This is a genomic window from Arthrobacter sp. 4R501 (assembly GCF_002929755.1).
In the GTDB taxonomy this organism is placed as follows: domain Bacteria; phylum Actinomycetota; class Actinomycetes; order Actinomycetales; family Micrococcaceae; genus Arthrobacter.
The window spans coordinates 221,735-245,479 of the sequence record NZ_PJIW01000002.1; the positions used below are offsets into that span (position 1 = coordinate 221,735).

The 23,745-nt window shown below is 66.0% G+C and carries 28 protein-coding genes; 9 read left to right on the forward strand and 19 right to left on the reverse strand.

The window, feature by feature from the left end; genetic code table 11:
• Positions 1-23: 23 nt before the first annotated feature.
• Positions 24-377: a J domain-containing protein gene (locus tag CXR02_RS02525; protein ID WP_104060558.1), complete on the reverse strand. Its 354-nt coding sequence runs from the start codon at positions 375-377 to the stop codon at positions 24-26.
• 76 nt (positions 378-453) lie between these two features.
• Positions 454-876: an Hsp20/alpha crystallin family protein gene (locus tag CXR02_RS02530; RefSeq protein WP_104060651.1), complete on the reverse strand. Its 423-nt coding sequence runs from the start codon at positions 874-876 to the stop codon at positions 454-456.
• 141 nt (positions 877-1,017) lie between these two features.
• Between CXR02_RS02530 and CXR02_RS02535 the strand changes: the two genes are divergently transcribed.
• Complete coding sequence (locus tag CXR02_RS02535) at positions 1,018-1,338, forward strand: MerR family transcriptional regulator (RefSeq protein ID WP_104060559.1); 321 nt, start codon at positions 1,018-1,020, stop codon at positions 1,336-1,338.
• Here CXR02_RS02535 and CXR02_RS02540 read toward each other — a convergent pair.
• Both CXR02_RS02540 and CXR02_RS02545 read right to left on the reverse strand, forming a co-directional pair.
• Positions 1,335-1,661 (reverse strand): MmcQ/YjbR family DNA-binding protein, encoded by a 327-nt coding sequence (locus tag CXR02_RS02540; protein ID WP_104060560.1) that lies wholly within the window; start codon positions 1,659-1,661, stop codon positions 1,335-1,337. The two genes, CXR02_RS02535 and CXR02_RS02540, sit on opposite strands and share 4 nt — an antisense overlap.
• Before the next feature lie 5 nt (positions 1,662-1,666).
• Entirely contained in the window at positions 1,667-2,446 is a 780-nt protein-coding gene (locus CXR02_RS02545; protein ID WP_258060681.1) for a phosphatase PAP2 family protein, read from the reverse strand.
• Positions 2,447-2,577: 131 nt separating this feature from the next.
• Between CXR02_RS02545 and CXR02_RS02550 the strand changes: the two genes are divergently transcribed.
• The 5 genes from CXR02_RS02550 to CXR02_RS23145 all read left to right on the forward strand — a co-directional run bounded on the left by CXR02_RS02550 (position 2,578) and on the right by CXR02_RS23145 (position 5,687).
• Entirely contained in the window at positions 2,578-3,687 is a 1,110-nt protein-coding gene (locus tag CXR02_RS02550; RefSeq protein ID WP_104060561.1) for a DNA alkylation repair protein, read from the forward strand.
• A 118-nt stretch (positions 3,688-3,805) separates the two neighbouring features.
• The gene (locus tag CXR02_RS02555) at positions 3,806-4,843 is read left to right on the forward strand and encodes a zinc-dependent alcohol dehydrogenase family protein (protein ID WP_104060562.1); all 1,038 of its coding nucleotides are present in this window, start codon (positions 3,806-3,808) and stop codon (positions 4,841-4,843) included.
• 48 nt (positions 4,844-4,891) lie between these two features.
• A complete protein-coding gene (locus CXR02_RS23135; RefSeq protein ID WP_308470658.1) occupies positions 4,892-5,140 on the forward strand; it encodes an SDR family oxidoreductase in 249 nt (82 codons plus the stop codon).
• A gap of 140 nt (positions 5,141-5,280) precedes the next feature.
• Entirely contained in the window at positions 5,281-5,433 is a 153-nt protein-coding gene (locus CXR02_RS23140; protein ID WP_308470659.1) for an SDR family NAD(P)-dependent oxidoreductase, read from the forward strand.
• Between the two features lie 68 nt (positions 5,434-5,501).
• Positions 5,502-5,687 (forward strand): hypothetical protein, encoded by a 186-nt coding sequence (locus CXR02_RS23145; protein WP_308470657.1) that lies wholly within the window; start codon positions 5,502-5,504, stop codon positions 5,685-5,687.
• A gap of 331 nt (positions 5,688-6,018) precedes the next feature.
• Here CXR02_RS23145 and CXR02_RS02565 read toward each other — a convergent pair whose 3' ends face one another.
• The 7 genes from CXR02_RS02565 to CXR02_RS02595 all read right to left on the reverse strand — a co-directional run bounded on the left by CXR02_RS02565 (position 6,019) and on the right by CXR02_RS02595 (position 13,205).
• The gene (locus CXR02_RS02565; RefSeq protein WP_104060563.1) at positions 6,019-6,909 is read right to left on the reverse strand and encodes a helix-turn-helix transcriptional regulator; all 891 of its coding nucleotides are present in this window, start codon (positions 6,907-6,909) and stop codon (positions 6,019-6,021) included.
• Positions 6,910-7,057: 148 nt separating this feature from the next.
• Positions 7,058-8,041 carry a sugar kinase gene (locus tag CXR02_RS02570; RefSeq protein WP_258060682.1) on the reverse strand — a complete coding sequence of 328 codons (984 nt, stop codon included), beginning with the start codon at positions 8,039-8,041 and terminating at the stop codon, positions 7,058-7,060.
• Complete coding sequence (locus CXR02_RS02575; RefSeq protein ID WP_258060683.1) at positions 8,038-8,769, reverse strand: bifunctional 4-hydroxy-2-oxoglutarate aldolase/2-dehydro-3-deoxy-phosphogluconate aldolase; 732 nt, start codon at positions 8,767-8,769, stop codon at positions 8,038-8,040. Before CXR02_RS02575 ends, CXR02_RS02570 begins: the two co-directional genes overlap by 4 nt.
• A 5-nt stretch (positions 8,770-8,774) precedes the next feature.
• Positions 8,775-9,923, reverse strand: a complete 1,149-nt coding sequence (gene dgoD, locus CXR02_RS02580; RefSeq protein ID WP_104060565.1) for a galactonate dehydratase — start codon at positions 9,921-9,923, stop codon at positions 8,775-8,777.
• A 7-nt stretch (positions 9,924-9,930) separates the two neighbouring features.
• Positions 9,931-10,839 (reverse strand): carbohydrate ABC transporter permease, encoded by a 909-nt coding sequence (locus CXR02_RS02585; RefSeq protein ID WP_104060566.1) that lies wholly within the window; start codon positions 10,837-10,839, stop codon positions 9,931-9,933.
• The gene (locus tag CXR02_RS02590) at positions 10,836-11,777 is read right to left on the reverse strand and encodes a carbohydrate ABC transporter permease (protein WP_181037102.1); all 942 of its coding nucleotides are present in this window, start codon (positions 11,775-11,777) and stop codon (positions 10,836-10,838) included. Before CXR02_RS02590 ends, CXR02_RS02585 begins: the two co-directional genes overlap by 4 nt.
• A gap of 132 nt (positions 11,778-11,909) precedes the next feature.
• Positions 11,910-13,205: an ABC transporter substrate-binding protein gene (locus CXR02_RS02595; protein ID WP_104060567.1), complete on the reverse strand. Its 1,296-nt coding sequence runs from the start codon at positions 13,203-13,205 to the stop codon at positions 11,910-11,912.
• A 135-nt stretch (positions 13,206-13,340) separates the two neighbouring features.
• Here CXR02_RS02595 and CXR02_RS02600 point away from each other — a divergent pair, with 135 nt between their 5' ends.
• On the forward strand, positions 13,341-14,159 hold the full coding sequence (locus tag CXR02_RS02600) for a FadR/GntR family transcriptional regulator (RefSeq protein ID WP_104060568.1): 819 nt from the start codon (positions 13,341-13,343) through the stop codon (positions 14,157-14,159).
• On the opposite strand, the gene CXR02_RS02605 is transcribed toward CXR02_RS02600, so the two are convergent.
• From CXR02_RS02605 to CXR02_RS02635, 7 genes are all read right to left on the reverse strand, one after another.
• Positions 14,156-16,006 (reverse strand): S8 family serine peptidase, encoded by a 1,851-nt coding sequence (locus CXR02_RS02605; RefSeq protein ID WP_258060687.1) that lies wholly within the window; start codon positions 16,004-16,006, stop codon positions 14,156-14,158. The genes CXR02_RS02600 and CXR02_RS02605 overlap by 4 nt on opposite strands.
• Positions 16,007-16,193: 187 nt before the next feature.
• A complete protein-coding gene (locus CXR02_RS02610; protein WP_104060569.1) occupies positions 16,194-17,066 on the reverse strand; it encodes an NAD(P)-dependent oxidoreductase in 873 nt (290 codons plus the stop codon).
• On the reverse strand, positions 17,063-17,653 hold the full coding sequence (locus CXR02_RS02615; RefSeq protein ID WP_104060570.1) for an adenylate kinase: 591 nt from the start codon (positions 17,651-17,653) through the stop codon (positions 17,063-17,065). The genes CXR02_RS02610 and CXR02_RS02615 overlap by 4 nt, the downstream gene beginning before the upstream one ends.
• Before the next feature lie 145 nt (positions 17,654-17,798).
• Positions 17,799-19,007: a hypothetical protein gene (locus tag CXR02_RS02620; protein ID WP_104060571.1), complete on the reverse strand. Its 1,209-nt coding sequence runs from the start codon at positions 19,005-19,007 to the stop codon at positions 17,799-17,801.
• Positions 19,004-19,504, reverse strand: a complete 501-nt coding sequence (locus CXR02_RS02625) for a hypothetical protein (RefSeq protein ID WP_104060572.1) — start codon at positions 19,502-19,504, stop codon at positions 19,004-19,006. Before CXR02_RS02625 ends, CXR02_RS02620 begins: the two co-directional genes overlap by 4 nt.
• A gap of 1 nt (position 19,505) precedes the next feature.
• Positions 19,506-20,348, reverse strand: coding sequence for a hypothetical protein (locus CXR02_RS02630; RefSeq protein WP_258060688.1), 843 nt, complete (start codon positions 20,346-20,348; stop codon positions 19,506-19,508).
• Between the two features lie 90 nt (positions 20,349-20,438).
• Positions 20,439-20,900, reverse strand: coding sequence for a hypothetical protein (locus CXR02_RS02635; protein ID WP_104060573.1), 462 nt, complete (start codon positions 20,898-20,900; stop codon positions 20,439-20,441).
• A 540-nt stretch (positions 20,901-21,440) separates the two neighbouring features.
• Here CXR02_RS02635 and CXR02_RS02640 point away from each other — a divergent pair.
• Both CXR02_RS02640 and CXR02_RS02645 read left to right on the forward strand, forming a co-directional pair.
• Complete coding sequence (locus CXR02_RS02640) at positions 21,441-22,184, forward strand: GAF and ANTAR domain-containing protein (RefSeq protein WP_104060657.1); 744 nt, start codon at positions 21,441-21,443, stop codon at positions 22,182-22,184.
• A gap of 134 nt (positions 22,185-22,318) precedes the next feature.
• Positions 22,319-22,726, forward strand: a complete 408-nt coding sequence (locus CXR02_RS02645) for a response regulator transcription factor (RefSeq protein ID WP_104060574.1) — start codon at positions 22,319-22,321, stop codon at positions 22,724-22,726.
• Between the two features lie 283 nt (positions 22,727-23,009).
• Here CXR02_RS02645 and CXR02_RS02650 read toward each other — a convergent pair whose 3' ends face one another.
• Complete coding sequence (locus CXR02_RS02650) at positions 23,010-23,705, reverse strand: HAD family phosphatase (protein ID WP_104060575.1); 696 nt, start codon at positions 23,703-23,705, stop codon at positions 23,010-23,012.
• Positions 23,706-23,745 lie beyond the last annotated feature (40 nt).

Here is a 23,745-nt window from a genome sequence, read left to right on the forward strand (position 1 = left end):
TTGATGGCTGTCGTCTTTCGTGCCTACGTCCACGGACCGCTTTCCCAGCGCACGGGCGTAATTCTGATGGTGTTGCCAGCCTGCTCGTCCCGGCGATTGACTTTTCTGACGGGGATGACGACCGGACCCGCACCCTGCGCGTTGATGCCGGTGCCGCTCCGGTCATAGGCTGCGCGCCGCGCCGGGTCACGCAGGACGGAGAAGGCCTGCATGATCTGCAGCAGCTCGGCACGCGACAGGTCGCGGCCAACTGTTGCACGGCCGTCGAGATCCGGATGATGGGTGCGCATGAGCGCCCGATAGGCACGGGAGATCTCCTGCTGGCTGGCGGAGGGCCTCACCCGCAGCACGTCATAGTAGTCCGGCTGGGTGGTCATGGCGGCTTCTCGGAAAGATTCTCGTCGGCACGGCCCCGGGGCGCGGGCAACAGGCTGCCCGCGCCCCGGGGAACGGCTAGCCCCCGATCTCGTGCAGCTGGCTCTTTGTTTCGATCTCGATCTTGCGCGGCTTGGCCTGCTCCGACACCGGGATCCGCAGGGTCAGGACGCCCTGGTCGTAGCTGGCCTTGATGTGGTCCGTGTCCAGGGTGTCGCCGAGGATCAGTTGGCGGCTGAACACACCGCGTGGGCGTTCGGAGGCCACCAGCTCAACGTTGGGCTGGGTCGGATCAATGCGCTCCGCCCGGACCGTCAGGACATTGCGCTCGACGTTCAGGTCCACGGAGTCCACCTTGACGCCCGGGAGGTCGAACGCGACCACGAAATCGCCGTCTTCCTGCCAGGCATCCATGGGCATCGCCGCCGGCCGGGCCGCGGTTCCAAAGACCTGCTGGGTGAGCCTGTCCAGCTCACGGAACGGGTCCGTACGCATTAACATCATTTCCCACTCCTTCAGCGTGAAGTTGTTGATTTTTGATCGCATACCCACCACCCGCATATCTATGGTGTTGGATATAGATTTTTTATAGCACTCGTGGGAAACTGAAGCAAGGCACTTTGGAGGAAATTTGGAGCTGACATGACCGGGTCCACTTCATGGAGTGAACCGCTGCCCACGGCAGGACGGGCACTGTATGCCATCTCCGTGGCGGCCCAGCTAACAGGCACAGGCCAGCAGAACATCCGGCTCTACGAGACACGGGGCCTGCTCACGCCCGCCCGAACCTCAGGTGGTACCCGCCAGTACAGTGATGCCGATATCGCCGTACTCCTGCACATCGGGGAACTGCTGGCGCAAGGACTCAACCTGGCCGGCATCGCAAAAGTCCTGGAACTTGAGGCCGCCAACGCCAGGCTGCACCGTGCCCTCAAGCGTGCGCGGTCACTCCCCGGGCTCTAGTGTCCTGCGGCTGGTCCGGACCCCAGACCTCCCGCCAGCCGGTAGGAATCCTCCAGCAGTTCTTCGAGTTCGTCGGTGCCGATGCGGGCCAGCCGGACCAGCACCAGCTGCGGCGATCGCTCATGGTGCGGAGTCCAGAAATACGTTTCGGGTTCCGTGCCAGCCAGGGCTTCCCGCTCGGGGGTCTTCACCGTCAGCACGCCGTCCTCCCAAATGCGCGCCATCAGGGCCTTCGCGAACCACGCGGGCTGGTCCCAGCTGCTGCGTTCGGTGACACCGGGCAGCGCCAGGCACATCCGCCGCACATCGTCCTCGGTTGCCATCGCGGCTAATCCCCCGGCGCGTCCGCTTTGGAGAGCTCGCCGGTGATCCGTTCGCCGGGGACCCGGGCGGTCCGCCACGTATCCAGGGCGATGACGGCGCCGAGGATCAGCAGCGAGAGGGAGACCGAGGCCATGGCATCGCTGAGCCAGTGGTAGCCGAGGTACAGGCGGCTCAGCGCAGCTAGAACAACGCCGATGCCCGCGCCAACGAAGCCGATGACGGCCGTCCTCCTGTTTTTCCGCCGCGAGAACACCAGGAAGGTGGTCACCAGCAGGAAGTCACAGGCACCCAGCACATGGCCGGACGGAAACGAGTACGTGTGGTCGGCGCCGAACAGCATCAGTTCCACCGGTGGCCGCGAGCGCTGGACGATCGCCAGGATGATCTGCGATGTCACGACGCCGGTGAGCATCGCGGCAGCGAGCAGGATGGGCCGCCACGCGTGCCTGGCCGCGAACCCCCAGGCCACCGTCACCACCAGCACGATGATGGGCAGGGCAACAGGGCCGAAGATCACCGCGAGGAAGATCATCACGGCAGTGAGGGTCTCGGACCGGAGCGAGAGCAGCCAGTCGCGGATGGACTCGTCGGGACCCAAGGGGCCGGTGTTGCTCTGCAGAACGCCCACGAGGGTGGCGAGGAACAGCAGCGCGCCGACGCCGATGAGCACCACAGCCGTCCGGTACAGAGCCTTCCGCGCGGCCGGTTCCATGAAGCGCTCCTCCACCACGAACTTGTTATGGAAGGTCCGCCAAAAACTGGTCTTGCCTGCCTGTTCTGCCACTGTGTTTCCGTCCGTGCGCCGTTGAAGAGTGCTTAGGGTGAAGATTATCCCTTCTGGGCGATGTTGGCCCTTCTCTGCGCATGGTTTGCCCTGCCGCCGGGCATGTCAGCCTGCCGGGGTAGCCTGACTGAATGGGCGTGATGAATGAGCTGATCAACCGGCAGGGCGTGGAAACACTGGGCCGGATTCTGGTTGAGGCCGCTCCAGGATCGGACTGGCCGCACGTCGGCGCTGCCGCCGCACAGTTGGACGAGTTGAGCCTGCGCGGCCGGACGGATGCGGTGAGCAGCGCTCTGCTGGCAGACGTGCGGCAGCTTCCGGATCCGGGATATCCGACGGCGGCGCGCATCTTCCGGAGCGCACTTTCCGGCGCCGGTTTCACAGGTTGGATCCTCTGGCCGGTATCCGAAACGGCCGTCACGCTGGCCCTCGAATCTGGCGCCGCTCCTGACTTTGACGACTGCCTGGCCCTCCTGGCCGAACTGACCCCGAGGCTCACCGGCGAGTTCGCCATCCGCCGGCTGCTGGCCGCGGACCTGGAGCATTCCTTCGAGATCATCCAGGGCTGGACGGGGCATCCGGACGAGCATGTCAGGCGGCTGGCCAGCGAGGGGACCCGGCCGTACCTCCCCTGGGCGGTACGGGTACCCGCCGTCGTCCTTCATCCGGAGGCGTCCCTCCCGATTCTGGACGCCCTGTACCGGGACCCTTCGGAGTACGTGCGGCGCTCGGTGGCGAACCACCTCAACGACGTGGCGCGGCACGCGCCCGCTCTGGTGGTGGCAACGGCGGCTCGCTGGCTGGCCGCCCCGGACGCCAACACCGCATGGGTGGTCAGGCATGGCCTGCGGACCCTGATCAAGAAGGCCCACCCCGGTGCGCTCGCGCTGCAGGGGTTCACGCCGGCGTCGGTGGCTGTCACGGGGCCCCGGCTGGACCGGAACTCGGTGGCCATACCGGGTGAACTGGCTTTCGACTTCGCGATCGCCAACACCGGGAAGTACGATGCGCGGCTCGCGGTGGACTACGTGGTCCATTACGTCAAAGCCAACGGCACGCAATCGGCCAAGGTCTTCAAGATCGCGGCGCTCACCCTCCCCGCCGGTGAGACCCGCACACTGTCGAAGCGTCATGCCTTCCGGCAGATGACCACCCGGGTGCACCACCCCGGGGTCCACGCCCTGGAGCTGCAGATCAACGGGATCCGGCACGGGCACACGGAGTTTGAGCTGCACCTCTGAGGTGGGGGGCACTGCGGGTACCTGTATCAACAGCCACTCCCACACAGGCGGAATGTGCGGTTGGCTAGTGAAGGAACACCCGGGCTCCGGCCCCTGACGAAGTGATGAGGAAACGAAAATGCGAGCAACCATCATGTATGGCGCCGGTGACGTGCGCGTGGAGAACGTGCCCGATCCCGTCATCCAGAATCCGACCGACGCGATCGTGCGGATCGTCAATTCCTGTATCTGCGGCTCCGACCTGCACCCCTACCACGGCATGCCTTCGTCCAGGCAGGGCAGCCCCATGGGCCACGAGTTCATCGGCGTCGTGGAGGAAACAGGCAAGGACGTGTCCACCCTGAAGAAAGGGGACTTCGTCATCGCCCCGTTCGCCTGGTCCGACGGTACCTGCGTCTTCTGCCGTGAAGGCCTGCAGACGTCCTGCCGCCACGGCGGATTCTGGGCCTCGAACGGAATCGGCGGCGCCCAGGCCGAGGCCATCCGTGTCCCGTTCGCCGACGGCACCCTGGTCAAGGCCCCTGTGGGTGAGGACAGCGAGCTGCTGCCGTCGCTGCTGACCCTCTCCGACGTCTACGGCACCGGCTACCACGCCGCCATCAAGGCAGGCGTCAACGCCCGGACCACTGTCACGGTCATCGGTGACGGCGCCGTCGGGCTGATGGCGGTGCTGTCCGCCAAGCAGCTCGGTGCCGAGCAGATCATCCTGATGGGCCGGCACAAGGCCCGCACCGATCTGGGCCTCGAATACGGCGCCACCGACGTCGTCGCCGAACGCGGTGAGGCCGGCATCGAGAAGGTGCGCGAGCTCAGCGGCGGCGACGGAACGCACACCGTCCTTGAGTGCGTGGGGCACCGGCCGGCGTACGACCAGGCCCTCGGCGTGATCCGCCCGGGCGGCGTCATCAGCCGCGTAGGCGTGCCGCAGTACGAGGACGCTCCGATCGGTTTCGGCTCCATGTTCGGCCCCAACATCACACTCACCGGCGGCCCCGCCCCCGTCCGCGCCTACATTGAGACGCTGCTGCCCGGCGTCCTGGACGGCACCGTGAACCCAGGCAAGGTGTTCGACCGCACCATCAGCCTGAACGACGTACCCGATGGCTACCGCGCCATGGATTCCCGCGAGGCCCTGAAGGTCCTGGTCCGTCCGTAGCGCCACTCCCGAGAGGAAACGCACCATGACTACCTGGCTCATCACAGGCTGCTCCACCGGACTCGGCCGCGCACTTGCCCACGCCGTGCTCGCCAACGGCCACACGCCGTCGTCACCGCCCGCGACGTCACCACGGTCGAAGACATCGCGGCCACCTACCCGGACACGGCCCTGGCCCTTCCGCTCGACGTCACCAAGACCGCCGAGATCGGCCCGGTTGTCGAACAGAGCAGGGCGCGCTTCGGCGGCATCGACGTGCTGGTCAACACGCCGGCTACGGTTACCGTGCGCGGTTGAAGAAGCGGACGACGCCGACATCCGGCAATTGTTCGACACCAACTTTTTCGGCGCCGTCAGCATGATCAAAGCAGTCCTCCCCGGAATGCGCGCCAACAGGGCCGGGTCCATCCTGGAACATCTCCTCCATCGGGGCGCGCATCGCACCGGCCGGATCCGGATACTACTCCGCCAGCAAGGCAGCCCTGGAGGGCCTGTCCGGCTCCCTCCGCAAGGAACTGCGGCCCCTCGGGATTAACGTCACCGACATCGAGCCCGGGCGTTCCGCACCGACTTCGCTGGCCGCTCACTGACCCAGTCAGCGACGCCAATTGAGGATTACGCGGAGACAGCCGGGAAACGCCGTAAGGAGAACGACACCATGCACGGCACGCAGCCGGGCGACCCTGCCAAGGCGGCGGAAGCCATCCTGGCGGTTGCCGCAAGCCCGAACCCGCCGTCCCTGCTGGTTCTCGGCAGTGACGCCTTCAACGCATTTGCCGCCGTAGCTATCGCGCAGCGCACCGAACTGGACCAGTCGGCCAGCAACCCTCCCGCGCCCGGCTGAATCTGGTGCGCTTCACCCCTGGTGCACACACCGCCTGGCACAAGCATGCCGTCGGGCAGACCCTGCACGTCACGGAAGGCATGGGGTACGTGCAGTCGCGGGGGAAGAGCTGATTGAGCTGCAGCCCGGCGATACCGTCTACACGCCCGCGGACGAGTGGCATTGGCACGGTGCGACGGAAAGCAACTTCATGTGCCATCTCGCCCTGTGGGAAGCGCCCGAGGACAGCGCGAATCCCGAAACGGTCTGGGGCACCAAGCTCACAGCCGACGAATACCCCTCGACGAAGTAGGAAACGACAGGGCACCCGCAGTTGGGCCGCAGCGCGGCGTTACTGCGGGTGCTTTGCAGTTGGTGCCGGTTCGGCAGAGGCCTCGTCGTGCGTGGCAGCCCAGGAGGCCAAGAGCTGCAAGGCGTCAGCCGTCGGGGAACCGGCGGGCGCGGTGTACACGTTCAGCACCAGGCCCGGCTCGCTGGGCAGCTCCATGGACTGGTAGTTCAAATCCAGGTCACCCACCACCGGGTGGTGCAGCCGCTTAAGCCCGCTGCGGTGGAAGACCACGTCCCGGGAAGCCCACCGGTCCCTGAACAGCTCGCTCTGCGTCGACAGCTCGCCAACGAGCCGGATCAGGTCGGGGTCGTGCGGGTGGCGGCCTGCTTCAAGCCGGAGCATCGCCGCGGCATCGTTGGCGATCTGATCATAATCTCGCCAGAACTCCCGGGCCGCCGGGTCAAGGTACGTAAACCGGGTGGTGTTCACGGGCCGGTGCGCGCTTTTGAACACAGGTGAGTAAAGGGCCCGCCCCATCCGGTTTGCCGCCAGGATGTCGTGGCGGCCGTTGCGGACCCACGCCGGCGCGTCAGCCATTGCATCGAGCACCTGCTGGACTTCAGGCCGGACAGTACCGGACGGCTTGCTGCGGCTCCTGCGAGCCGGCCCGGCGGCGCGGGCGAGGTCAAAAAGATGCTCCCGCTCGGCTTCGTCCAGCTTCAGCGTGCGTGCGAGGGCATCCAGCACGCTTTCGGACGCCCCGGCGAGGTTGCCGCGTTCCAGGCGCACGTAGTAGTCCACGGACACACCGGCTAGCATCGCCACTTCCTCACGCCTCAGGCCAGCGACCCGCCGGTTCCCGCCGTACGCAGGCAACCCGGCTTCCTCGGGCGAAATCCGCGCCCGCCTGGAACTTAGAAACTCCTTTATGTCCGCGCGCACGTCTCCCATACCCCTACGGTAAGCGCCCGCGGTCCCGGGCGGCAGGCACTGTCAGTACCTGCCTGCCCGGCGCCCAAGGAATGGAAGCTAGGGAATGCAAGCCCAGACGCCGGGTTTCGACAGGCTCAACCACCGGGAGCAGTCTCAACCACCGCCGCTACCGCTGGGTGGTTCCGCTGGCGGTGGCGCCCAGCATGGCGAGCTCGGCCCGGCTGGGCAGGCCCTCCCAGTCGCCGGCCGTGCTGACGGCGAAAGCCCCCATAACGGCGCCGCGTTGCAGGCGGCCGGCGACGTCCTCGCCGTCGAGCAGGGCAGAGAGGTAACCGGCGGTGAAGGCATCCCCCGCGCCCACGGTATCGATGCTTGTCACTGAGATGGCGGGCGCCTCGAACCGTCCGGCGGCGGTGTGGACGCCGGCGCCGGCGGCACCCCGCTTGACCACAACTTCCCCGACCCCCTGCTCCAGCAACGAGGCAGCGAGCGCGGTTTCGGCGTCGTCGTTCCTTGGGGAATCGGAGCCGCTCGAGGCGGCGGAGGCCACCAGGTCCAGTTCGTCGTCGGACGCTATCAGGATGCTGGCGTGCCGCGCGATGGGGCCCAGGACGACGCGCGCCTCGTCCCGGGACCAGAGCCGGCTGCGGTAGTTGACGTCGAGGGAGACCACCACACCGTCGGCCGCGGCGCGCTCGGCGGCGTATTCAAACGCCTTCCGGGCTTCCGGGCTGAGGGCGGGGGTGATGCCGGTCAGGTGCAGCACGCGCGGGCCGGCAGCGAGGGCGCTGTCCACGTCGTCCCTGCTGACGGTGGAACCCGCAGAACCGGCGCGGTAGTAGAAGGCCCGGGTGACGTCCGCGGTCCGCTGTTCGAGGAACATCACGCCCGTGCTGCGGGACGGATCCACCCGGCACTGCGTCCCAATGCCTTCGGAGCGGAGCTGCCGCAGGATGTATTCGCCGTGCGGATCGGCGCCAACTGCACCTGCCCACTTCACGCTGTGCCCCAGCCGGGCCACGCCCACGGCGACGTTCGATTCGGCGCCGGCCACGTGCATCGCCAGGCTGCCGCCTGCGGACAGCGGACCGGCGGACCGTAGCGACACCATGGATTCGCCGAACGTGAGAAGGTCGACGACGGCGCTCACCGCACGCCCGCGGCGGCGGTTGCTGCGGCGGTCGCTACGGTCGCCGCGGCCGTCCGGCGGGCAAAGGAGTCCGCCAGGTCCACAAACGCGCGGGCACGCCCGCGCATCGGGGCCAGGTCACCGCCGGAGCCGGCATCGCCGAACAGCGGTCCGCCAAGTCCGACGGCGACCGCGCCGGCTTCCCAGTAGCCCGCCGCTTCGTCAATGCCCACGCCGCCGACGGCGATGAACGGGATCCCGGGGAAGGGATCGCGCAGCGCCTTGAGGTAGCCGGGGCCGCCGATGGAGGCGGGGAACAGCTTGATGGCTGTGGCCCCGCGGTTCATCGCTTCGTACGCCTCGCTGGGCGTCAGGGCACCGGCCAGCACCGGGATTCCCCGCCGCGCCGATTCCTGGATGGATGCGGCCAGGGACGGCGTGACCATGAACTGGCCGCCGGCCTCGGCGACGTTGTCCACGTCCTGCACCGTCAGGACGGTTCCGCCGCCGACGTAGCAGCCCGCCGGTGCGGCGGCACGGACCTCGCGTATGGCATCCAGCGCCCCCGGCGTGGTCAGGGCGATCTCGACGAAACGGAACCCTTCCGCCATCGCGGCGAGGGCGGCCTGCGCCGCGGCCGGCCCGTCGGTGCCGCGCACGATTCCCACGAGCCGCGACTCCCGGATTCCGGCCAGCAAGCTTTCGGGCGTGATGTTCGTGCTGTCAGAAACGTCAGTGCTGTCAGTCATGTTGTTTACCATTCTGCAAAGGATCCGTCCGAGTGGCGCCAGACCGGCCCGCGCCAGGCATGGCCGCGCTTGTCCGCCGCGCGGACCACGGCCTCGTCGATTTCAATGCCGAGGCCGGGACCGGTCAGCCGTTCAATGTGGCCGTCCACGAACTTCAGCGGGGACTTGTCCACCACGTAGTCCAGGACTTCGGCGCCCTTGTTGTAGTGGATGCCGATGCTCTGTTCCTGGATCAGGAAGTTGGGCGTCGCGAAGCCCACCTGCAAGCACGCCGCCAGGGCCAGTGGCCCCAGCGGGCAGTGCGGGGCCAGCTGGACGTCGTAGATCTCCGCCAACGAGGCGATCTTGCGGACCTCGGTGATGCCGCCGGCGTGCGAAAGGTCCGGCTGGGCCACGGCGATGCCGGCCTGCAGGGCGGGCAGGAATTCCTGCCGGCTGTAGAGCCGCTCACCGGTGGAAACCGGCGTCGTGGTTGACGAGGTGAATTCGCGCAGCAGGTGCGTGTTCTCCGGGACGACGGGTTCCTCGAGGAAGAACGGCCGGTACGGTTCCAGCAGCGGCGCCACCCGGCGGGCGTTGGCGAGGCTGAAGCGGCCGTGGAAGTCCACCGCGACGTCGCGGTGGTCCCCCAGCACCTCGCGGGCCGCGGCAACACGGCGGACGACGCCGTCGATCTCCGCCACCGAGGCGACGGGGCTCATCCGGCCGCTGGCATTCATCTTGACGGCGGTCAGGCCCACTTCCAGCTGGGCGCTGATCTGGTCCGCCACCTCGTTGGGTTCGTCCCCGCCCACCCAGCCGTACATCCGGATCCTGTCGCGGACGTGGCCGCCCAGGAGCTGGTGCACGGGGGTGTTGAAGTGCTTGCCCGCGATGTCCCAGAGGGCCTGGTCCAGCCCGGAGACGGCACTGGCCAGGATGGGTCCGCCGCGGTAGAAGGAACCTTTGGTCATGACCTGCCAGTGGTCTTCGATCCGGAGGGCGTCGTTGCCGATCAGCAGCTCCGAGAGCTGCCCGACGGCGGTGCGGACCGTTTCGCTGCGCCCCTCGCAGGTTGCCTCGCCCCAGCCGACAATCCCGCTCTCGGTCTCGATCCGGACAAACAGCCACCGCGGCGCGACGAGGAAGGTTTCAATTCTGCTGATGAGTGTCATGCCGGACCTAGCCCTTGGTAGCTCCGGCGGTCATGCCGGAGACGATGTACTTCTGCGTGAAGAGCGCAATGATCATGATGGGGATGGTCACCACGGTGGCGGCCGCCATGAGTCCGCCCCAGTCGATGCTCGCGTAGGAGACGAAGTCGAAGATCGCCACGGGAAGCGTCTTGGTCTTGGACCCGGAGAGCACCAGGGCGAACATGAAGTTGTTCCACGAGAAGATGAAGGACAGGATGCCGGCAGTGGCCATGCCGGCAACGGACAGCGGCAGTGTGATGCGCTGGAACGCGCCGATGGGGGTGAGTCCGTCCACCTGCGCCGATTCCTCCAGTTCCAGCGGGAGCGAATCGAAGTAGCTCATCATGATGTACACGATCAGCGGCAGGGCAACGAACATGTGGCTGAGGATCAGCACCTCGAACCCGCCCACCATTTTCAGGTTGGAGAACACGTAGTACCAGGGCACCAGCAGGGAGACGCCCGGGATGACGCGGGCCATCAGGACCACCAGGGCCGAGCGGTGCATGGTGAACCGGCTCATGGCGTACGCGGCCGGGACGCCCAGCACCAGCGAGAGGGCCGTGGAGACAAAGGCCACCCAGAAGCTGTTGAAGATGAAGACGAAGTAGTTGTTGCGCTGCAGCACGTTTGCGTAGTTCTCGAACGTGGGGCTGAAGATGAACGATTTGGCGGTGTCGTAGATGTCAACGTTGGTCTTCAGCGAGGCCAGCAGCATCCAGAACAGCGGTGCCACCAGGAACAGCACCACGGCGATCAGGGCCGCGACGCGGAAGACCTTGTAGGCGCGGGTGCCGAGGGGCTTCTTCGGGCGTCGGACCGGCAGGGGCTGCCGGGGCTGCCCGGCGGACGTTTGGGTTTTGGTGTTTTCTGTGTTTTTGTTCAGGACGGTCATTTGCTTACCGCTTTCTTGCGCATGGTCAGCAGCCACATGGAGCCGATGATGATCATGAAGAACAGGATCAGCACCGCGGAGGACAGCCCGTACTGGTTGTAGTCGAAGCTCAGGCCGTAGGCGTAGACGTTCAGGGTCTCCACCTCGTGGAAGGACCCGCCGCCCTTGCCCTTGGTGGCGTACAGGATGTCGAAGGTCTTCAGGGCGTCGATGCCCCGGAGCAGGATGGCCACAATCACGGTGGGCATCATCAGGGGCAGGGTGATGAAGAAGAATCGCTGGAACGCGTTGGCTCCGTCCATGCGTGCCGCCTCGTCGGGCTCCTCGGAGAGGGAGGTCAGGCCGGCGAGCAGGATCAGGACCACCATGGGGGTCCACTGCCACACGTCCATGAAGATGGTGGTGCCGAGCGCGGTGTCCTGGCCGGAGAGCCAGGGCTGGGCGGGGATGCCCACAGCGGCGAGCAGCTGGTTCGCGAACCCGATGTTGGGGTCGAAGATCAGCCGCCACATCATGCCGACGGCTACCGGGGTTGCCACGAGCGGCAGCAGGATGGCCACGCGGACCCACTTCTCGCCGCGGAAGGGCCGCCACAGCAGCAGGGCGATGCCCATGCCGAGCGCCACTTCGCAGACCAGGGCGATGCCGGTGAAGGTGAGTGTGCGGCCCACAGCGGGCCAGAAGCGTTCGACGTCGGACAGGACCGTCAGGTAGTTTTCCAGGCCGATGAACTCGGTGGCTGCGCGGACGGAGCCCTGCGAATCGGTGAGGCTCAGGTACAGCGTCCAGGCCAGCGGGAAGATGATCAGGACGCCGACGAAGGCCATCGCCGGGGCTGCGAAGAGCCATTTGCGGTGCCGGTTGGCCCAGTCAGAGAATTTTTCGAGGGCACCGGGAGCACGGCGTGCGTTCCGGGCTGCGCTGCGGGGAGGAGTCATTACAGACATGGTTCGCCTAAGGAGTTGGGGGGGTGAAGAGTGGCCGGGGCAGGACGGCAGCGTCACTGCCGTCCCGCCGGGGCTGTTGGGTGCACCGGGCCTCATTGGCTGAGGCCCCGTGCACCGCGTGCGTTACTTCTTTTCGCTGTCCAGGAACTTCTGGAAGGCCACGTGGGCCGAGTCGGCTGCGGCGGAAGCGTCAGCGCCGGTGATGCTGGCAACGATCGGCTCGCCCACGATTTCGCGGGCCTTGCCAACGGTGACTACCTCGGGACGGTCGTGCCCCACACCGTTTTTGGCGCTGGCGGCAATGGCTTCGGCCAGGTCCTTCGGGTACGTGGAAGTTCCCGCGGAGTCAGCCCAGACGGAGGCGCGGGGTCCGGGGACGCCGGCCTTCTGTGCGGCCAGGGTGCGTTCCTTGCTGGTGGCCCACTGGATGAACTTCCAGGCGTTGTCCTGGTTGCCCGAAGCCTCGTTCACTGCCAGGCCCCAGGACGGGATGTTGTACGGCTTGGAACCGGCGGGACCGGCAGGCAGGGCGGCGAACCCGACAGTCTCGGACACCTTGGACTTGGCCGGATCGGTGGCGTTCTTGTAGAGCGAGTCCGCCTCGGTGTAGAAGGCGGCCTTGCCCTGGGTGAAGATGGCCATCGCTTCGGGCCAGCTCATATCCGTGCTGACGTTGGCGGGGCCGTAGTTCTTGATCAGGCCGCCGTAGTACGCGTAGGCCTCTTTGGCAGCGTCCGAGTTGACGGTGGACTTGCCGCTGGAATCGGTGAAGTCGCCGCCGAAGCTGTACAGGAAGCTGGAGAACTGGGTGACGGCGGCGGACTTGCCGGTGCGGGCCACAAAGCCGGCGGTGTCCGCGTTGGATTCCTTGATGGCCTTGGCGGCCGCCTCAAGCTCCTCCATGGTCTTGGGGACCTCAAGGCCGGCGGCCTTGAGCAGGTCCTTGCGGTAGTAGAGGACTTCGCGCTCGGTGATGATGGGGACGCCCACAACCTTGCCGTCAGCGGTGGTGGCCTTGACCGGGCCCTCCTGGTAGTCCTTCCAGTCCCAGCCGGAATCCGAGGAGACCTTGCTGGTCAGGTCCGCGAGGTAGCCGTTCTTCGCGAACGCCTTGCCTTCCTGGAGCGGGCGGTACATCATCACGTCAATCTCGTCGCTCCCTGCGTTGAGCTTGACGTTGTACTGGTCCGAGAGCTGGTCTTCGCCGAGCTGGGTCAGTTCCACCTTGAGCCCTGAGGACTTCTCAAATTCCGGGATGGCGGCCTTGATGCCTTCGGTCCAGACGTGGTTTGCGAGAGTTACCCGGACGATGCCGGATTCCTTGGCGTCGCTGCTGCCGCTGCCGCCACCGCAGGCGGTGAGCCCCATGGAAAGTGCCGCGGCGACTGCCGCGTACTTCATTACTGAACGTCGCTTCATGACGACTCCCTTGCTTCGAGGCTGACGTCACTGTCCAGCCGTCCACAAATGCATCTTTACATCTGCTCTGGAAGAGAGCATAGGTAAATAAGGCAGACTTAAACAACCCCATTTGGTAGCCAGTATGATTTATTTATGAAAACCCCAAAGGCGGAGTCCCCTACCGACCGGCATACCGCGTTGGTCCAGAGTTTGGGACTCGCCATCGCCGAGGGGACACTCGCGCCGAATTCGGTGGTGCGGCTGGACGAGCTGGAGGCGCAGCACAAGGTATCCCGCTCGGTGGTCCGGGAAGCGGCCCGGGTTCTGTCTTCCAAAGGCATGCTGGCATCCCGCAGGCGGTTCGGCACCGTGGTGCAGCCCGAAGAGGCCTGGAACCTTTACGATCCCCAGGTGATCCGCTGGCGGCTGGCCTCGTCCCGGCGGCTGGAGCAGCTTCAGGCCCTCAACGAACTCCGCGGCGCGATCGAACCACAAGCTGCCCGGCTCGCGGCCGAGCGGGCCTCCTGGGATGCCGGCAGCGATCTTGTCTCACTGGCTGCGCGGTTATGGGCCGCGGGCCAGCGCGGAGAGCAGGAGGAGTTCCTCCGGCTGGACGTGGAGTTCCATGCCGCCGTACTCAAGGCTTCCGGCAACGCCATGTTTGCCCAGCTCCAGAATCTTGTGGCCGAGGTCCTCACCGGCCGGACGGAACACGGCCTGATGCCAGATCTGCCGCACCACGAAGCACTTCAGCTTCACGTTGACGTGGCCAGCGCCATCCAGCGCGGTGAGGCCGACGCCGCCCATGCCGCCATGAGCAGGATCATGGAACAGTTCGCTGAGGAGGTGGGCCATATCTGGTCCAAGCACCATCAAGGCGTGACGCCGGATGCTTTCCCGCAACACACAACAGAGGCCGACGGCGCCCCCCAATTGCCGCCGTCGGCCTCCCTTTCCACCACCGACAGCTAGAACGAACCCGTGGTGAACTGCCACGTCTTCGTGGCCAACTGATTCCCTGCGAGGTCGCGGATGGACGTCCCGCCGCCGGTTACGGTCACCGTGTATTTCGTCTTGGCTGCCAGGGTGTTCTGCGGGTCCAGGATCCACTGATTGGTGGTGCCGTTGCGGAAGACGGCGGCCGTGACCACTGCCCCGGTGTAGGCGTTCTTCACCGTGAACGTGGCGGCGCTGACGCCCTGGACCGGCTCGCTGAAGGTCACCGAAAGGTTGTTGTTCCGCCGGACCAGGACGGAGTTGCTGCCCGGCGTGAACCCTGTGACCGTGGGCGCCGGGCCGGTTGTGAACGTCCAGCTCGTGCTGGCCAAGGGCGTGCCTGCGGTGTCTCGGATGGCGGTGGCGCCGCCCACCAGCGTGGCAGTGAAGGTGACATCCGCGGCCAGGTTGGCGGTGGGATCGAGGGTGGCCGTTTTGGTTGTCGCGTTGTAGCTGACCGTTGCCGGGACTGCGGTGCCGGCGGCGTTCCGGAGCGTAAATGTTCCGGCACCAACACCCTGGACGGCCTTGCTGAACGTGGCCGTCACATTGCTGGCCACGGGTACCGCCGTCGACTGTGCTGCGGGTGATTTGGCCGTAACTGTGGGGGCAGGCGCCACGGGATCCGGTGCGGGCGCAGGTGCCGGAGCCGCCGCGGCGGCGTACAGCAGGCGGTTCGGCGTGCCGGTTCCGATGCCCGTGATGGCGCCGGCAGTGGCGTTCGAGGCCAACGACGCAGCGACCTGGGCCGGTGTAAGCGCCGGGTTCTGGGACAGCAGCAGCGCCGCGGCGCCGGCCGTGTGGGGCGCTGCCATGGACGTGCCGGACATGGAGGCGGTTGCGGTGGCCGAGCTGTACGACGCGGAGACAATGCCGACGCCGGGTGCATACAGATCCACGCAGGAACCGAAGTTGGAGAAGGAGGCCTGACGGTCGGCGGAATCACTGGCTGCCACCGTGACCGCTGCAGGTAGCCTCGCCGGCGAGCTCCCGCAGGCGTCCGCGGCAGAGTTGCCGGCGGCAACCACTGCAGTAACGCCGTCGTTAATAACACCCTGGAGCGCCGAATCCACGGCCGCGCTGGCCACTCCGCCCAGGCTCATGTTCACCACGGCTGGAGTTCCCGCAGCGTGGTTGGCGGCGATCCAGTCCAGGCCGGCAACGACGTCGGAGTTGAAGCCGGAGCCGGAGCAGTCCAGCACCCTGACGGGAACGATCGTCGCCGCCTTTGCCACGCCGTAGGTGGTCCCGGCCACCGTTCCGGCCACATGCGTGCCGTGGCCGTTGCAGTCGCCGGATCCGCGGCCATCGGCCACGGCCGTCCAGCCTGCTGCCACGCGGCCGGCAAAATCTGAGTGCGACGCGAGCACGCCGGTGTCCACCACGTACGCGCTGACTCCCGTTCCGGCGGCGGTCCACGTGTAGGAACCCGAAAGAGGCAGGGGCCGCTGGTCCACGCGGTCCAACCCCCATGGCGCGGGCTGCTGCGTTGCGGAGAGTGTGATGGGCGCATCCACCTCAACCGACGCGACGCCCGCCTCACGGGACAATGCCGCGGCTTGCGCCGGCGTCGCCGTGACCACGGCGCCGCGCAGGGCGTGCGAAAAGGAGCGGCCGACGCCGATGCCCTGGGACTTGAGGCGCGCCGCCTCGGCCGGGACGTCCGTTTCCGCGGTGAAGCGGACCAGGTAGCGGACGCTTGCGTCGTTGCCGGCCGGGGCAAGGGGCGGTGCAACGGCGGCGGCGGGCAGGCCAGATGCGGTCAGGGCCACCGCAGATATCAGCATGGCGGCAGCGGGCAGCACAAAACGGAAGGTGCGCATGGCGGGGTCCTAATGTGACGGTCTGGATTGATGCTGGCGGCAACAAATCCCCGCCTATCACCAGATTAGGAGCCCGCCACGCGCCGCGGCCGGGAATTGAGCCGATCCTGCGCCAACCTTTCGGCGCCTGCGGAATTCTTGAGGGACCGCCCTCCCCCGCCTACCCTTCCGATCAGCCTTCCGCGCCTCAGTCTTCCGTGGGCGTGGTCCTGTTGGAGTGGTAGGTCCGCCACGTGTGTTCAGGCTCGTAGCCCAACAGGCGCCGGGCCTTGTCGATGGACAGCAAAGTCTCGTGTTCGCCCAGCTCCTTGGTCACGGTGACGTTGGGGAATACCTCCGCGGCGAGGCTGGCGCTGGAACGCGTCATGACAGTGTCCGCGTTCGCGATGATGAAAGCCTGGAACCCGGGCTGGCCGTTTTCCAGCGCACGGGCCACAGCCTGTGCGCCGTCGCGCCCGTCGATGTAGCCCCAGAGGTTCCACTTCCGCGCATCGGCGTCCGAATCGAACGACGGGAACCGTTCGTAGTCCTCAGGATCCATGACGTTGGAGAACCGCAGGCCCGCAATGCTGAGCTCCGGATCCCAGCGCGTCAGCTGGATCGCCATCTGCTCCTCGAGGTGCTTCACGAGTGAGTACGTGCTCTCCGGCCGGGCCGGGTATTCCTCATCCACCGGGATGTAGGGCGGGTCGACGTCGAACGGCAGTCCCAGCACCGTCTCGCTGGAGGCGTAAACCACCTTCTTGATCCCGGCCCGCCGCGCCGCCTGGAAGACGTTGTAGGTCGAGAGCATGTTGTTCTCGAAGGTGGCGGCATCCGGGATGATGCCAGGCGCCGGAATGGCTCCCAGATGGACGATTGCGTCGAAGCCGTCATGCCGGTCGTCGAGACCCAAGAAGACGTCAAGGACCTGGCCATAGTTGCGCAGGTCCACGATGGCCAGCCCGGGGCTCCTTTCCCCGGCCCGGTCCAGGTTCAGCACCTGGTGGCCGTCGTCGGTCAGCCTGCGGACCACATGCCGTCCCAGTTTTCCGCTGCCGCCGGTCACTGCAATTCTCATGGCGACACCCGGGTGGCCAGGAACTTTTCGACGGCGCCAATGGCACGTGTGGTGATGGCACTTGGGTCACCGCTGCCATCCACCGAAACCAATATGCCCCGGCCGGCGTAGACCGCCACGACCTCGTGGGTTTCGCGGTGGTAGAGGTCCAGCCGGTGCCGGAACACTTCGATGGTGTCATCCTTCCGGCCTTGTTCCTTGGCCCGCCGCAGCATCCGTTGCTCCAGTTCGGAATCCGGTGCGCGGAGTTCCACCACCGCGTCGAGGCGGTGGCCCTGGGACGCCAGTATGTTGTCCAGTTCCATGATCTGGGGAGCTGTCCTGGGGTATCCGTCCAGCAGGAAACCGGGCTGCAGATCGGCGTCGAGGAGCCGGTCCTTGACCAGGGCGTTGGTGAGATGGTCCGGGACAAAAGCGCCGTCGTCGAGATACTTGGCGGCCTCTACGCCCAGCGGCGTCTCGTCGCTGACGTTGATCCGGAAGATTTCGCCCGTGGATACGGTCGGAATGCGGAAGTGCTTGGCGATCTGCACCGCTTGGGTGCCTTTCCCTGAGCCCGGCGGCCCGATGATGAGGAGTCTGGTCATGTTCCTGTCCCTCCACGGCGTCCCTGCCGGCTGGTCTCGGCTCCACTGTCGGCAGCGCCAACGTGTGCTTCATTCTGCCCACAAGTCGCAGCACAACGCCAGCCTCCGGGAGGGCACCTGGAGGCTGGCGTTGGATTGGGGGGAGTTAGAACTTGGAGTTCGTCCCGGCAATTTGCGCGGCGGACAATGGATTGCCAGCGATGTCCGCGATCCCGGCGTCGGGGGTGTAGTTGGGTCTCACGTTGCCATTCACGTCCAGGGGCGAGCCGGTACCGGTACCGAGCGTAATAGTGAGTTGATTCGCTGTTACGTTCCATGAAAGGGATGATCCGGCGAAGGTCAGCCCGCCTGTCCCCGCATAGTTGCCGACAAGCCCGACTTTCCCGACCCTCAGAGTTGTACAGCCGTCCGCTGTTAGGCGGAGGACGTCATCGGAACCCACGGTAACAAGCACTTGGTTCACCGACTGGCTGCCGCCGGCCGCGGACCAGCCGCTGCAGATTGTTGACGGGTCAAGCGCCTCGTTGAACTTGAGGAAAATCTTGTCCCCCAGATCAATGATGCCGCTCGTTCCGCCGTTTTCGAGGCTAACCGTGGAAGCAATTGGCACGGAGACGTCCTTGGTGCGCGTCACTATTCGGGGATCACTCACATTACCTGCCGCATCCTTGGCGGTGGCAGTGTAGGTGACGGCTCCTGGGCTGAAGGCCGTGAGGTTGAAATCGGCTGTGGTCCAGTCTCCGCTCTCGGTGGCAGCGACCGTCTTGGAGACAGGAAGCGAACCGGACCCCGAAACAGTAACTGTCACCGATGAACTTGGCTCGGCGGTGCCACGGACTGGGACGCCTGAAACGTTGAGACTATTGACGTATGCGGGTGCGATGATCAACGGCGGGTCCGGCTTCGTCGTGTCGGCGACGAAGACTCCCACGCTGCGGGCAGACTCCGGCGCCGCCCATGAGCCGAGCACAGGTGTAACCGTGTAATACCAGGTGCCGGAAGGCAAGGCAGCCTCGCTGCAGCTCAGCGTGGAGACTGTTCCGGCGCAGGTTCCGACGGCGGCAACCTTGTCGCCGGTCGCCGCCGAGTAGCGGGCAACGGTGTAGCCGGAGACAGCCCGGCCCGCCGTCGTCGTGCTTTTCGCCCAACCGAGGGAGGCGGCACCGGCGGAACCTGAGGCCAAGGGTGCTTCCACACCAAGGATGGAGTCAGCCTTGGCGCCACCGTTGGTGCTGCTGAGCGTCTGCCAATAGGCGCTGGCCGCAGGCCCGCCCCAGGAAATAACAAGGGCTGCTGCGAGAACTCCGGCCAACCGGGCCTTACGCTTCTGCGGTGTCTGGATGGGTCGGCTCATTTCCGTGCCTCCAAGGTGACGGGCAGGCCGAACGTCGCGCCCTGGCAAAGTGACGGGGAGTCCAAGGACATGGCGGCAGCGCCCGGCAGCGTGATCACAATGGATGAGTTCGGGGGAATGGTGACCACCGGGTTTAGCGGGGCGGCAGGACTGGTGAAGGTTACTCCGCTGCAGGCAGAGTGGTTCGCGTCGACCGTCGCGGCCCCGTTGCCGCGGATGGCGTAGACCTGCACGGCGTGGCCGTTGGGGTTGTGTGCCCGGACGGCAACATCGGCGGTGCCGCCCGGGACAAGGGTGTTCTGCGGGCTGTCGCCCGCCACGAGGGCCTCTACGGTGACGGTGGCCATGCTGCCGTTGGTGGCGGCACCGGATCCGGCACCCACCGTGGCCCAGTAGGCGTACGCTCCGCCCACTCCCGTGGCGAGGCAGAGTGCGACGGTTGCTGCCGCAGTCTTGGCAGCCAGCCGTCGGGACGTCTTTTCCGGTGTGGCGGACATGTCAGTTCCCCTCCCCTGCTCCGGAGTAGGCGAGCTGGAGCGTGGCGCCCTTGCAGCCGTCCTGGTTCAGTGCCGTATCCTGCATGGCGATTTGGGGCCACTGGGCCGAATCCGGGTTGAGCGACTGGAGCGTTTTGGACCCCGCAGGAACCGTGAGCGGATAGGCCCCGCTGTAAGTGGTCACCACGTAGTCTGCCGTTGTACAGGGGAGCCCCGCCGCAACGGCAGCCTGCGTCCGGGTGATCCCGGCGATTGAGACCGACAGGCTGGACAGTGCCAGGCCCTTGTTGTTGGGGTTGGAGAAGGAAAGATTCAGCGGAATCTTGGCGCCCGGCGTGAGCGGGGTTCCGAGGTTCCCGGAAATGCTGAAGGTCTTTTTGGACGACTGGACAAAGAGCTGGACCACGACGCCGGCCGCCTGGCTGGCGCCGGCCGCGGTGGCAATAGTCAGGTCCGACTTGCCCTCCGGTGTGGTGGCCGCCGTCGTTACGGTGAGCACCACTGTGGCGGTTTTACCGGAACCCAGCGTCACCGACGCCGGTGCGAAGGCCGCCGTCGTACTGGCCGGCAGGCCCGAAACAGTGGGGGTGACGCTGCCGCTGAACCCGTTGGTTGAGGTCAGGGACACCGAATAGCTGACCGGGTCGCCCCGGTCAACCGTCCGGCTGGAGGGATTCACCTGGATGGTGACGCCCTTTGTGTTGTTGCCCTGGCTCCCGCCCTGGCTGGCCGCGAAGATGGTGCCCGCCGAAACGAGCATCACCACAAGACCCACCAGCAGCACCTTCGCTGCCGTGGTGGTTCTTCGCATGGCTGTGCGGAAATACCCAGTTTCATTCTGCACGTTCAGCCCTTCTGACCTGATCTGCAATGGGCGGGAGGAGGTGGTATTCGCCGGCGGGGAGGTTCTGCTCCTCCCCGCCGACGACGCTTCTTAGACGCTGCCCACGGTGATGGTCACGACGGCACCCTTGCAGAGGCTCTGATCGACCTCTGCGAGGTCGTTGAACGTCAGGGTTCCGCTGCCCACGGACGTGCCGGTCGCGCCCTTCGCGACGGTGGTGTTGCTGGTGTCCGCGGTGACCTCGAACCATTCGGTATTGCAGCCCACGATACTGGTGCTGGTTACCTCAGCGGTCAGAACCCCCACCTTGGTGCTGGTGTTCGGGTCGGCGTTGTCAGCCGTGTACGCCACCGTGCGGAAGTCTCCGGGGGCAAGGCCGCCGTCGAACGTTGCGTACAGGGTCACTGTGCCTTCGCCTGCCGAGTTGGTCGCCTCACCTGAACCTTCGCCCGTGGTGGTCCAGTAGGCGTAGGCAGCGCCGCCGCCGCCGGCTACCAGTGCCAGGGCACCGGCTGCTGCCAGGACCTTGTTCTTCTTGGTCATTTTGCGCATGAGAGAGACTCCTTTGGGCTGGGGGTAAAGACAGATGCTGAGACGCACAGCCATCGGGAACCACTAAGGGACCTTGCTTCCGGCTGATCGATGACGCCCATACTTCCCGGCGCTGGTGATCCCATCAACGCGTAGCAGTACTGGACTTTTGCGGGTCTCCCCGGCTACGACCTCTTGGATGAGGGGCAGGGTACTCAGTTTTGGTCGACGAGGCGTGAGGTGTCCGATGTGCAAGGACTCTTCGTGTGGGCGCTCGGCAACCCACCGCTCTCCTTGTAGTTTCAAACCCAGAGGCCTCACTGCCGGATCCTCCGGCGGTGCCACCCGCGCGGTAAGCAGGTAGTACTTGAGTCCTCCCTGGCCTGGCCGCCTTGTGGCGCTTCCCAAGGCGCTGGCCTGTATATACTTCTGGATATCGGTTTAGCAGCAGGCCGTTGGACAGTTCGTCGATCCAGCGACCGTCGCCACCCTTTTGCCACTACGGCGGGTTGTGCGGAGGGTTGCCGGCTCCTTTGACCTGAGCGAATGGCACTAAGAACCGTGGCCAGCGAGTCAACAGCAAAATCAGCTACATCAATCACCGAGCACCTCCACGAAGAACTCCTCAACAGCTCCGATGTGGAGGAGTTCCTGGATGAGCTCGCCCGGGTATCGGCCCGCAATCTTTCCGAACCCGGCGACGAAGTGCTGTGCGGCATCACTCTCCTGCGTCAGCGCAAGGCGGCCACCATTGCCAGCAGCGGCGCCGCTGCCCGCGCTGTCAGCCAGATTGAATACCAGTCCGAGCAAAGCCCCGGCATGGCTGCCTCGCTGGAGCAGGTGACGGTCCATGTTCCTGACGTGAAAGACGAAGCGCGCTGGCCCGAATACTGCGAAGCCGTCCTGGACCAAGGCATCCGGTCAGTCCTGGCCATCCCGTTCCGGCTGGAGGGGGAAACCAAAGCCACCCTGCTCCTCTACTCCCACCGGACCTCCCGCTTCGAAGGCCGCGTCCTGAAGGCTGCGGAGGATTTCGTCCGCCAGACCTCCCTGGCCCTGCGGCTTGCGGTGCGTTTCGCGCATTACAGCGAGACTGCGGCGCATCTGCGTGCCACCCTCGAATCACGCACGGTGATCGACATGGCGGTGGGCATCATCATGGCCCAGAACCGGTGCAGCCAGCAGGACGCGTTCGAGCTCCTCAAAGCGGCGTCCAGCACCCGTAATTCCAAGCTGCATATCGTCGCCGCGGCCGTGGTGAATGCGCTGGGCCAGGGGCCCGCCCGGACTCATTACGACGGCTGAACCGGCCCCCCGCAGAGGGGTTCAACGAGGTGTCCGCTGAGGTGACCGGCGGGCGGTTTGCGGAATATGTCATTGTGACGCTCTTCGGCCCACCGGCCCCGTACACTGGTGGCAAGGTTGGCTGAGGGGCTTTCATGGAAACAAAACGCATCTGTCTTGTCATCGAGGACAACGATGACATCCGCGGTCTGATCACGGTGGTCCTGACCCGCGCAGGCTTTTCCGTGCGTTCGGTGGCCAACGGCGCCGAAGGAATTGCCGCGGCCGCGGACCCATCGGTTTCGCTGATCACCCTGGACCTTGGCCTGCCGGACATGGACGGGCACGTCGTAGCCCGGGCAATCCGTGCGTTAAGCACTGCTCCCCTGCTGTTCCTCACGGCCAGGTCCGAGGAGGACGACATCCTGGCCGGAATGGCCTCCGGCGCTGCCGCCTACCTGACCAAGCCGTTCCACCCCAAGGAACTGCAGGAGCTCGCACTGCAACTCTGCCCGGCGGATGCCCCCGCCCGCCAGCAGTCGACGCCGCAACGGCAGCAGTAAGCCGCCCGCCTCCGCTACTCCAAGCCCAGCACCGGCGCGAATTCGCTGGAGAGCTGCCCGTTTCGCCCGGAGCCTTCCGGCATGCGGGACGCTCTCCAGCGACTTCGGCGCCGTCGGCCAGCACTGCGCACCGTTTCACAGGCGCGGCACAACTTCGGCAAATCGAAGCGATAGCTTGGTTGCCTACGAACGAGGCATGACTCCTCTCAAGAACAAACCACGCAAGGGCAGCCGCAGGACGACAGCGCGTAGACCTGAGAACCTGGCGGAACTCGATCCGAAACTACCCCAGCTCCAGCTTCAGGCATTCAGGTCCGAGCGCCGGGACCAGGATCCGGGCGTGCTGCACCAGTACCTCGCGGGGATGGGTGCCTTCGACGCAGATGGCAACCATGCCCGCGGCAGCTACGGCTCCCAGGCCCGGCAGCGAATCCTCAAACACGACAATGCGGGCAGGGTTCTCCAGCCCCAAAGCGGCGGCAGCGCGCTGGAAGCCTTCCGGATGCGGCTTGCCCTCCGAAACATCCTCGTCCGTCACGACGACGCCGAACAGGTCCAGCAGGCCCGCCCGTTCCAGGGCAGGTAGTACCTGCGGCCTGCTGGCCCCTGTCACAACGGCCAACTTCAGTCCCGCGGCGTGAAGGGCGCGGACCAGCTCACAAGCGGCCGGCCGGATCAGGCTCTCGCGTGCCACCCGGGCATTGTAGGACGCGTCGATGAGGCCCATGAACTCCTCCACCCTGCGCGCCGGTCCGGAGGCCAGTGCCAGGATCGATGCCATGATTTCGCGGTCGCTGCGGCCAGCCAGGTCATCTTGGTATTGCCGTTCGGTGATGGTGACGCCGCACTCGGTGTGAGCCAGTTCGACGAACAGGTCCCGTAGCACGCTCTCGTCATCGGAGAGCGTGCCGTTGAAGTCAAAGAGCGCGCCATCGAAGCTGGCAAGGGTTGATGGCGTGCTGGCGGCGGCTGCGCCCATGGTGTGGTTCCTATCTGCGGAAAGGCTGCGCGGCGAAGGC

Coding starts and splice junctions, on each gene's coding strand:
- CXR02_RS02530 (WP_104060651.1), bottom strand. CDS start 876: ATGTTAATGCGTACGGACCCGTTCCGTGAGCTGGACAGGCTCACCCAG.
- CXR02_RS02565 (WP_104060563.1), bottom strand. CDS start 6,909: ATGGGAGACGTGCGCGCGGACATAAAGGAGTTTCTAAGTTCCAGGCGG.
- CXR02_RS02650 (WP_104060575.1), bottom strand. CDS start 23,705: ATGGGCGCAGCCGCCGCCAGCACGCCATCAACCCTTGCCAGCTTCGAT.
- CXR02_RS02550 (WP_104060561.1), top strand. CDS start 2,578: ATGGGCGTGATGAATGAGCTGATCAACCGGCAGGGCGTGGAAACACTG.
- dgoD (WP_104060565.1), bottom strand. CDS start 9,923: ATGACACTCATCAGCAGAATTGAAACCTTCCTCGTCGCGCCGCGGTGG.
- CXR02_RS02635 (WP_104060573.1), bottom strand. CDS start 20,900: ATGCGCAAAATGACCAAGAAGAACAAGGTCCTGGCAGCAGCCGGTGCC.
- CXR02_RS02600 (WP_104060568.1), top strand. CDS start 13,341: ATGAAAACCCCAAAGGCGGAGTCCCCTACCGACCGGCATACCGCGTTG.
- CXR02_RS02540 (WP_104060560.1), bottom strand. CDS start 1,661: ATGGCAACCGAGGACGATGTGCGGCGGATGTGCCTGGCGCTGCCCGGT.
- CXR02_RS02610 (WP_104060569.1), bottom strand. CDS start 17,066: ATGAGAATTGCAGTGACCGGCGGCAGCGGAAAACTGGGACGGCATGTG.
- CXR02_RS02625 (WP_104060572.1), bottom strand. CDS start 19,504: ATGTCCGCCACACCGGAAAAGACGTCCCGACGGCTGGCTGCCAAGACT.
- CXR02_RS02645 (WP_104060574.1), top strand. CDS start 22,319: ATGGAAACAAAACGCATCTGTCTTGTCATCGAGGACAACGATGACATC.
- CXR02_RS23145 (WP_308470657.1), top strand. CDS start 5,502: ATGCACGGCACGCAGCCGGGCGACCCTGCCAAGGCGGCGGAAGCCATC.
- CXR02_RS02535 (WP_104060559.1), top strand. CDS start 1,018: ATGACCGGGTCCACTTCATGGAGTGAACCGCTGCCCACGGCAGGACGG.
- CXR02_RS02605 (WP_258060687.1), bottom strand. CDS start 16,006: ATGCGCACCTTCCGTTTTGTGCTGCCCGCTGCCGCCATGCTGATATCT.
- CXR02_RS02595 (WP_104060567.1), bottom strand. CDS start 13,205: ATGAAGCGACGTTCAGTAATGAAGTACGCGGCAGTCGCCGCGGCACTT.
- CXR02_RS02555 (WP_104060562.1), top strand. CDS start 3,806: ATGCGAGCAACCATCATGTATGGCGCCGGTGACGTGCGCGTGGAGAAC.
- CXR02_RS02620 (WP_104060571.1), bottom strand. CDS start 19,007: ATGAGCCGACCCATCCAGACACCGCAGAAGCGTAAGGCCCGGTTGGCC.
- CXR02_RS02525 (WP_104060558.1), bottom strand. CDS start 377: ATGACCACCCAGCCGGACTACTATGACGTGCTGCGGGTGAGGCCCTCC.
- CXR02_RS02585 (WP_104060566.1), bottom strand. CDS start 10,839: ATGACCGTCCTGAACAAAAACACAGAAAACACCAAAACCCAAACGTCC.
- CXR02_RS02615 (WP_104060570.1), bottom strand. CDS start 17,653: ATGACCAGACTCCTCATCATCGGGCCGCCGGGCTCAGGGAAAGGCACC.
- CXR02_RS02575 (WP_258060683.1), bottom strand. CDS start 8,769: ATGACTGACAGCACTGACGTTTCTGACAGCACGAACATCACGCCCGAA.
- CXR02_RS02590 (WP_181037102.1), bottom strand. CDS start 11,777: ATGACTCCTCCCCGCAGCGCAGCCCGGAACGCACGCCGTGCTCCCGGT.